The organism is Microbacterium sp. H6 (assembly GCF_003314775.1).
Lineage (GTDB): Bacteria > Actinomycetota > Actinomycetes > Actinomycetales > Microbacteriaceae > Microbacterium > Microbacterium oxydans.
The window spans coordinates 1-4,521 of sequence record NZ_QOAY01000206.1 but is presented as its reverse complement, the minus strand read 5'-3'; the positions used below and the strand labels follow the sequence as shown (position 1 = coordinate 4,521).

At 69.6% G+C, this 4,521-nt stretch carries 3 protein-coding genes and 1 pseudogene; all 4 read left to right on the top strand.

The window, feature by feature from the left end:
- A pseudogene (locus tag DSP71_RS23875) lies at nt 1-385 on the top strand (hypothetical protein); the annotation flags it as partial.
- Between the two features lie 64 nt (nt 386-449).
- Nucleotides 450-2,594 (top strand): phosphate acetyltransferase, encoded by a 2,145-nt coding sequence (gene pta, locus DSP71_RS13865; protein ID WP_113681384.1) that lies wholly within the window; start codon nt 450-452, stop codon nt 2,592-2,594.
- Nucleotides 2,591-3,811, top strand: coding sequence for an acetate/propionate family kinase (locus DSP71_RS13860; protein WP_113681383.1), 1,221 nt, complete (start codon nt 2,591-2,593; stop codon nt 3,809-3,811). The genes pta and DSP71_RS13860 overlap by 4 nt, the downstream gene beginning before the upstream one ends.
- Nucleotides 3,812-3,911: 100 nt before the next feature.
- Nucleotides 3,912-4,521 (top strand): HAD-IA family hydrolase (locus DSP71_RS13855; protein ID WP_113681382.1); only part of this gene is annotated, 610 nt, incomplete at its 3' end.

Sequence of the window (4,521 nt, the reverse complement as noted above, 5' to 3'; positions counted from 1 at the left end):
GATCATCCGCACGGCGGGAGCGCTCGGCTTCGGACGGGACGGGCAGATCCTCGGTGTGATGACGGCGATGGGCGAGAGCAGCCTGCGCAACATCGACTACGGCGACTGGGAGACGCGCGGATTCACGAACCCCGACGGTTCGCGCACCACCAGCATCGGACTGTTCCAGCAGCAGGAGTGGTGGGGCAGCGCCGAGCAGAGGATGGATCCCGCGACGGCGACGACGCTGTTCTTCGAGCGGCTCGGACGGCTCCCCGACTGGCAGACGATGGAGCCGTCGCACGCGATCCATCGGGTGCAGATCAACACCGATCGCGACTACTACTCCCGGTTCGGCGCTGATGCCACGGCCGTCGTCGACGCCCTGTCCGGACCGTGCGAGTGACGCCAGGCAATTGATCCGGTGCGACGCTCGGTGCGTTCATCGACGCCGCGCCTAAGCTGAAGCCGTGGCGCAGAGCATCTACATCACCTCGGCCGAAGGCCATACCGGCAAGTCGACGATCGCCCTCGGGGCTCTCGATGCCCTGATGCGCGTCTCGCCGCGGGTCGGCGTGTTCCGGCCCATCGCCCGGTCGGTCACGGAACGAGACGAGATCCTGGAGCTCCTGCTCGCCCACGACGGGGTGAACCTCGACTACGACGACTGCATCGGCGTCACCTACGACGATGTGCGCGCCGACCCCGAGGCCGCGCTGTCGACGATCGTGGCGCGATTCAAGGCCGTCGAGGCGCAGTGCGACGCCGTGGTCGTGGTCGGCAGCGACTACACCGATGTGGCGAGTCCCGCCGAGCTCGGCTTCAACGCCAGGATCGCGGCGAACCTCGGTGCGCCGGTGCTGCTCGTGCTCAGCGGCCGCGACCAACAGCGTCAGGCCGAGCAGCTGGGCACGACGACGGCTCGTCCGGCTGCGGCGATCGCGCAGATCGCCGCTCTCGCCCTGTCCGAGCTCGCGGAGGAGCGTGCAGAGCTGTTCGCCGTCGCCGTGAACCGCGCCGATCCCGCAGCGCTCGACGACATCGTCGCTGCCGTGCACGCAGCCCTGCCGGCCGAGAGCACACCCGTGTGGGCGATCCCCGAGGACCGCGCACTGGTCGCGCCCTCGATCCGCGGCATCCTCGCCGCCGTCGACGGCACCCTGCTCAAAGGCGATGACGACCGGCTGACGCGAGAGGCGCTGACGATCGTCGTCGCCGGCATGTCGATGGTCAATGTGCTGCCGCGGCTCACCGAAGAGGCCGTGGTGGTGATCCCCGCCGACCGTACCGAGGTGCTGCTCGCCGCGCTGCTGGCCGATTCGTCCGGCACCTTCCCGCGCATCGCCGGCATCATCCTGAACGGACCGTTCCCGCTGCCTGAGCCCATCGTGCAGCTGCTCGACGGCTTCGCGTCGTCGGTGCCGATCATCACCACCGATCTGGGCACCTACGACACGGCGGTCCGGGTGATGAGCACTCGAGGACGCATCTCCGCCGACTCGCGAACACGGTACGACCGCGCGCTCGCCCTCTTCCAGGCCCACGTCGACATCACGGAACTGACGGAGCAGCTCGGGCTCGCGGAAGCGCACGTGGTGACGCCGCTGATGTTCCAGTACGGACTCATCGAGCGCGCCCGCGCGGACCGCCGTCGCATCGTGCTGCCGGAAGGGGACGACGACCGCATCCTCCGCGCCGCGGCGACGCTGCTGGCGAGAGAGGTAGCCGATCTGACGATCCTCGGCGACGAGGCGGCCATCCGTGGTCGGGCGGCCGAACTGGGGATCGACATCGCTGCGGCTCAGGTGCTCAGTCCCAACGACCCCGGCCTCGTCGAGCGCTTCGCCGCGGAGTACGCACGGCTGCGGGCGCACAAGGGGATCACCATCGCTCAGGCCGCCGACACCGTGACCGACGTGTCGTACTTCGGCACCATGATGGTGCATCTCGGACTCGCCGACGGCATGGTGTCCGGCGCCGCGCACACCACGGCGCACACGATCCGCCCGTCGTTCGAGATCATCAAGACCAAGCCGGGTGTGAACGTGGTCTCCAGCGTGTTCCTGATGGCGCTCGCCGACCGCGTGCTCGTCTACGGCGACTGCGCCGTGATCCCCGACCCCACCAGCGAGCAGCTCGCCGACATCGCGGTCTCGTCGGCGACGACCGCCCGGCAGTTCGGCATCGATCCACGGGTGGCGATGCTCTCGTACTCGACGGGGGAGTCCGGCTCCGGTGCCGATGTCGACAAGGTGCGCGCGGCCACGGCTCTCGTGCGCGAGCGCGCCCCCGAGCTTCCCGTCGAGGGCCCGATCCAGTACGACGCGGCGGCGGACGCGGCAGTGGCCAAGGCCAAGCTCCCCGACTCTGCCGTGGCGGGCAGGGCGACCGTATTCGTGTTCCCCGACCTCAACACCGGCAACAACACGTACAAGGCCGTGCAGCGCTCGGCCGGCGCCGTCGCGATCGGACCGGTGCTGCAGGGCCTCAACAAGCCCATCAACGATCTCTCCCGTGGTGCCCTCGTCGCCGATATCGTCAACACGGTGGCGATCACGGCCATCCAGGCGCAGGGAGCAGAGCGGACGACAGAGCAGTCGGAGGACCCGGCATGAGCGCCATCCTGGTCATCAACAGCGGATCCTCGTCACTGAAGTACAGCCTGATCGACATCGAGCAGGAGAACCTCCTCGCGAGCGGACTGATCGAGCGCATCGGTCAGCAGGCCAGCCCGGTCGCCCACACCGTGCGCCCCGTCGTCGACGGCGATGCCGTGCCGACGATGCTCGATGCCACCTTCCGCAGCGAGCGGCCGATCGCCGACCACGCTGAGGCGTTCGAGGTGATGCGAGAGCAGTTCGCCGCTCACGGCCCCTCGCTCGACGACCACCGCCCCGTCGCGGTCGGGCATCGCGTCGTCCACGGTGGTGCGCGCTTCTACGCCCCGACCCTCATCGACGCCGACGTGGAACGTCAGATCGACGAGCTCGCGGTGCTCGCGCCGCTGCACAACCCCGCGAACCTCGCCGGTATCCGTGCCGCGCGGGCGGTGTTCGACGAGGTGCCGCACGTCGCGGTGTTCGACACCGCCTTCCACCAGACGCTCCCGCCCGCCGCCTACACCTATGCGATCGACGCCGCGCTCGCCGCGGAGCATCGGGTGCGACGCTACGGCTTCCACGGCACGAGCCACCAGTACGTGAGCGAGTCGGCCGCCGCGTTCCTCGGCCGCGACATCTCCGAGCTCCGTCAGCTGGTGTTCCACCTCGGCAACGGCGCGTCGGTGACCGCGATCGACGGCGGCAGGTCGGTGGAGACCTCGATGGGCCTCACGCCGCTCGAGGGCCTGGTCATGGGCACACGCTCCGGAGACATCGACCCGGCGGCGCTCGTGCACCTGTCGCGCCGCGCCGGCCTGTCGATCGACGACCTCGATTCCCTGCTCAACACCCGCAGCGGGCTCGCCGGCCTCGCGGGGCGCAGTGACATGCGCGACATCCTCGCCGGTGTCGAGGCCGAGGACGACGCGGCGATCCTCGCCTTCGACGTCTACGTGCACCGCCTGCGTGCGTACGCAGGTGCCTATATCGCACAGCTCGGGGGAGTGGACGTCATCGCCTTCACGGCCGGTGTGGGCGAGAACGCGGCCCCGGTGCGCGCTGCGGCCATGGCGACGCTCGGGTTCGCCGGTGTGGAGATCGACGGGGCGAGGAACGAGGCGCGCGAGCGGGGCATCCGGCGCATCTCCGCGGATGCGTCTCGCGTCACGGTGCTGGTGGTGCCCACCGACGAGGAACTGCAGATCGCCAGGCAGACGGCCGAGCTGCTCTGATCCGCTCTCGGGGGTTACCCCGTGGCGCGTCACCGCATTACGCTTGCACAGTGGCACGGAGAGGTGCCGGCCCGACGATCGCCCTTCTCCTGGAGGCTCTGTGCCCGAAGCACTGCCCGACCTGTTCCACGCTGACGGCGTGCTGTTCGACCTCGACGGCGTGCTGACCCCCACGGCCGAGGTGCACATGCGTGCGTGGAAGGCCGTCTTCGACGACGTCTTCGCCCGATGGGGCATCACTCCGCCGTACAACGATGCCGATTACTACGACTACGTCGACGGCAAGAAGCGCTACGACGGCGTGGCGAGCCTGATGCGCAGTCGCAACGTCGAGCTGCCATGGGGCGACGTCGACGACGACCCCTCAGCCGAGACCGTGTGCGGTATCGGCAACCGCAAGAACGCCGCGTTCGCCGCATCGCTACGCGGTCAGGGCATCGCCGCGTATCCCGGCTCGCTCGCCCTCGTCGAGGCTCTGCACGATGCCGGCATCCCGCTCGGGGTGGTCTCGAGCTCCAAGAACGCCGAAGAGGTCCTCGGCGCCGCCGGCATCCGCTCCTTCTTCCGCATCGTGGTCGATGGCGTCGTCGCCGAGCGCGATGGTCTGGCCTCCAAGCCCGCAGCCGACATGTTCGCCGCCGGTGCCGCCGCCCTCGGCGTCGACCCGGCCCGCGCCGTAGCCGTCGAAGACGCCACGTCCGGCGCCGCTT